Annotated in this window: 3 protein-coding genes and 1 pseudogene; 1 reads left to right on the top strand and 3 read right to left on the bottom strand. The window is 73.5% G+C overall.

Annotated elements, in window-relative coordinates; translation table 11 throughout:
- Nucleotides 1-132 precede the first annotated feature (132 nt).
- Nucleotides 133-1,869, bottom strand: coding sequence for a PEP-utilizing enzyme (locus tag ABT116_RS40440; RefSeq protein ID WP_351645039.1), 1,737 nt, complete (start codon nt 1,867-1,869; stop codon nt 133-135).
- A gap of 52 nt (nt 1,870-1,921) precedes the next feature.
- Nucleotides 1,922-2,140, bottom strand: a complete 219-nt coding sequence (locus tag ABT116_RS40435) for an SDR family oxidoreductase (protein ID WP_351645036.1) — start codon at nt 2,138-2,140, stop codon at nt 1,922-1,924.
- Nucleotides 2,141-2,145: 5 nt separating this feature from the next.
- Here ABT116_RS40435 and ABT116_RS40430 point away from each other — a divergent pair.
- A pseudogene (locus ABT116_RS40430) lies at nt 2,146-3,408 on the top strand (streptophobe family protein); the annotation flags it as partial.
- Between the two features lie 9 nt (nt 3,409-3,417).
- Here ABT116_RS40430 and ABT116_RS40425 read toward each other — a convergent pair.
- On the bottom strand, nt 3,418-4,096 hold a 679-nt coding region (locus ABT116_RS40425; protein WP_351645033.1), incomplete at its 5' end, for a protein kinase domain-containing protein.

Raw genomic sequence — 4,096 nt, 5'->3', positions numbered from 1 at the left:
CCCGCCCCCCGCCCGGCGGCAGCACCCCCCCCCCCGGCCCCAACTCTTCTCCCCCCTCGGCGGGCGCTCCCCCCCCGCGGCCGGGGCGGGCCCCGCCCGCCCCGCCGGGGGGGCGGCGGGCCCACGCGTCTGTCAGACTCCGAGCGCGGTCGCCACGCTGTCGACGGTGACCGTGCCCCGGTCGCCGTCGACCGTGATCACCATGCCGTCCCGCAGCCGTCGCGTCCCGCCCTCGACGGAGATCACGGCCGGGATGCCCAGCTCACGGCAGACCACCACGGCGTGGCTGTTGAGCGCGCCCACGTCCACGACGGCAGCGCCCGCGACCAGGAACAGCGGAGTCCAGGCCGCGTCCGTGATCGGCGCGACCAGCACCTCGCCGGGCTCCAGTGCCTCGCACGAGGCCGGGTCGGTGACCACCCGCACCGTGCCGGTGTACGTGCCGTGGCTGCCGCCCACACCACCGAGCACATCGCCCTCGACGGCCGCCTCGGTCCGTTCCTCGGCGCGGCGCGGCCAGGTGTCGATCTCGGTCTGCGCGTCGTCGGCGACGAAGAACGGCGGTTCCAGTTCGTGCAGGTCCGCGTACTCCTCAAGGCGTCGCGCGATCACGGGGCCGAAGGACTCCGGGGCGGCGACATAGCCGTCGAGTTCGGTGTCCAGCAGCATCATCACGTCCTCGGGCCGGGCGAAGCGCCCCGCCTCGACGCCGCGTCGGCCGAGTTCCCGTACGGCCATGCGGATCTCGTTGACGACGGTGACGCAGTTCGCCTTGGTGCGCTCGCGGGCCGGGATCCACACCCGGGAGGCGTGCATACCGGCGTCGAACACCGGCTGCGCCTCCTCGGGCAGCGCGGCCCGGATCTCCCGCGCCGTCCGCTCGCGCCCCTCGGTCAGCCGTGTGCGGCGGGCGGCCGGGGAGTCGTCGTCGGGACTGCGCCGGATCCGGTCGACGAGGGCCAGCGCCTGCACGGGCGCCGCCTCCCAGGACAGCGCGTGGATGTCCCACTCGTTGGGGCCGCGGTCCCCGGACTCCGCGAGGAACTCCTCGAAGGAGTCACGGAACGCCTTCAGGTCGCCGGTCGCGGCGTCGAGCGCCTGCTCCACCCCGGCCGGACCTTGGTCGAACAGCGCGCTCAGCTCGGCCGAGGCCGCGACCTGGCGGGACAGTGTCCACAGTCCGGTCGAGGGGGAGGCGGAGTCGACGTCGCCGAGACCGCCGATGAGGTCGAGCATGGCGCCGGGGCGGTCCACGCTCGCGCACAGCGGGCCGAGGATCGCCGGTCCGACGGACGCGGGCAGCGACGATTCGACGTGCCGCTGGAAGGTGATCTCCACCTCGTCCAGCAACGACCGCGCGTGCGCGACCAGTTCGGCGTCGGACAGCCGCGTCAGGTCGGGACGCGAGCGGCGCAGGGCGCGCAGCCGTTCCCGGTCGGCGTCGGCCTCCGGGAAGCCGGCCTGGCCGAGCATCCGCTGGAGCGTCGCGCCCGCCTTGGCGGTCAGCTCCTCGTCCTGGTCGTCCGGGTGCGCCACGTACGCCGGCGTGTCGGACCGCTGTCCGACGAAGGCCGCGTCGATCTGGTCCGCGGTCTGGCCCATGCGGATGCCGAACAGCCGCATGTGGGACAGGTTGAGGTAGAAGTGGCCGCCGAACATGCCGACGAACGGCGGCCGGTCGCCGGCCACCTCCTCGTCGCGGTAGATGCCGAACCCGACGAAGCCCTTGCGCCAGCCCTGGAGGCCCCGCCCCCAGACCAGGGTCCAGCCCAGCGGGCTGGCGGGTTCCGGCAGGGTCTCGCCCGCGTTGGCCCGGGTGTAGTGCGGCAGCCGCTCACTGCGCTGCCAGTCCGTGATCCAGCTCTTCATGACCGAGGTCTCCCGCTGTCCGTACCGGTGCCCGCCCCTGCCCGCCCCGCGCCTACCACTGCGCCGTTCCGCCGTCGACGCTGATCAGCGTGCCGGTGATGCCCGCCCCGGCCTCGCTCGCGAGCAGCGAGGCGACTGCCGCGACCTGTTCGACGGTGGTGATCTTCTTGGTGGCGGCGTGCTCGGCGAACCGGCCCAGCCACTCCTCGTACGAGATGCCCTCGGCCTCCGCCGCGGCGGGACCCGCGGCCCGCATCAGGTCGGTGGGCACGTACCTCCGGCGAGCGGGCCGTCGCCCGCCACGGCTGGGCGCATGCCCTCGTCACGGTGCTCGCCGGGCTGCTCGCCATGGCGGTGGTGGCCGCTCTGGGCCTGTGGGCGGCCGGGGCCGGTGACCTTCCGGACGGGTCCTTCGGCCCTGTCGTCGCGGCCACCATGGTCACCGCGGTCGGCGGCACGGTGAAGCTCACCGGAAGCGCCGGCGACCTCGCCTCGACGCAGGCGGGCCTGACGGTGGTTCCGCTGTCCGTCACGCTCACCGGGGCGCTGGTGCTCGCCTGGGGCTTCCTGCGGCCGCTGCGGCATCGCGCGGTCGCCGGTGCGGCGGAACTGGCCGGATGGGCCGGCCGGGTCGCGGCCCTGTGGCTGATCGCGCTGATCGGCCTGACTTTCGCGGCCCGCCACACCTTCGACATCCCCCTCGGGGACGACACGCTCGGTGAACTCGGCGACCTGTTCGGCGCATCGCCGGAGGTCGGCTTCACCACCGACGTCCCGCTGTCCGTGTTCGTCGGCGTGGTGTGGCTGGCCGGCATGCTGGTGCTGGCGCTGCTGGTGTCACGCGGGGCGCCGTTGCCCGCGGGACTTCTGCGCTTTCAGGCGTCCGTGCGGCCGGCCGCGTACGCCATGGTCGCGTTGCTGCTGGCCTGCGTCGTCATCGGCGTGGTCGTCGCCCTGGTCGTCGCGGCGACCAAGGGGCACGCGCGGGAGACGTTCGCGGTGATCCTGCTGGGCATCCCCAACCTGGTGTGGCTCGCCCTGACGATCGGGCTCGGCGCCACGTGGAACGGCAGGGTGGAGGGACCGTTCGGGCTGCCCATGCCGCATGTGCTCGACGAGGTGCTGCGCACCCCGGAAATCTCCGAGCTGAACCTGCGGACCCTCGCCGAGCACGACGGCCGGGTGTGGTGGCTGCTGGTCGTCGACGTCGTGCTGCTGCTGGCCGCCGGGTTCCTGATGGCGGCCCGGTCACCGGCCTGGGTACGGGCCTGGCAGCACGCGGTGCACATGGCACTCGCCCTGATGCTCACGGTGTTCACGATCTGCCTCGTGGGGCGGATCTCCGCGCACTTCGGCCTGTCCGTGCTGGGCATCGGTGATCTGGGCGGCGGTCTGGGGGGCGAGCTGTTCCTGAGGCCCAAGCTGTGGGGGGCCGTGGGCCTGGCCGTCCCGTGGGGGCTGGTGGCCGGCTTCGCCGGGGCCCTGCTGGCGCGTCGCGTACGGCGGCGGGGCGAGGTGCGCACCGCCGGTGAGAGCTGACGCCGCACCCTACATCCGCTGCACGAAGACCGGTTCGGCCCAGCGAGGCGGCTGCTTGGGCCGCTCCTCCCCCGCGCCCGGCAGCTGCCGGTCCACGCGCGTGGGCGTCCTGGGGGCGTCGGTCTCGCCGCCGGTCGTCGCGGCGCGCAGTGCGGTCACGAAGGCGAGGCAGGACGGGTACCGGTCGTCGGGGCTCTTGGCGAGGGCCTGGGCGAAGACGGGGTCCACCCGTGGGTCGAGGTCGGGCCGGTCCTCGGTCAGCGGGGGCGGTTCGTCGTACTGGTGGGCCCAGAGCAGGGCCATGTCGTCGTCGCGGAGGAAGGGCGGATGGCCGGCCAGGGTCTCGAAGACGACGCAGGCGAAGCCGTACACGTCACAGCGGGCGTCGACCGGCTTGCCGGAGATCTGCTCGGGGGCGACGTAGTCGAGCGTGCCGACGAACTGGCCGACCGTGGTGAAGCCGGTCAGCGACAGCGACTTCTTCGTCAGGCCGAAGTCGGTGAGGTAGACGTGCTCGGGGTGGTCGCTGTCGGTGCAAGCACTTTCCCGCACCTTCGGCGTCGCGTGGACATCCGAACTGCTCACCGTAACGGCCGTCGAACCTGCCGGTGGTCCGGTCAGCGTCCAGCCGAATTCGGCGGTCAACTGGGGTTCCGGTTCAGCGGGTGCGCTGACACCGAGTGCGCTT

It is taken from the genome of Streptomyces sp. NPDC002130, from assembly GCF_040296465.1.
Lineage (GTDB): Bacteria > Actinomycetota > Actinomycetes > Streptomycetales > Streptomycetaceae > Streptomyces.
This window is presented reverse-complemented; position numbering and strand designations above follow the sequence as displayed.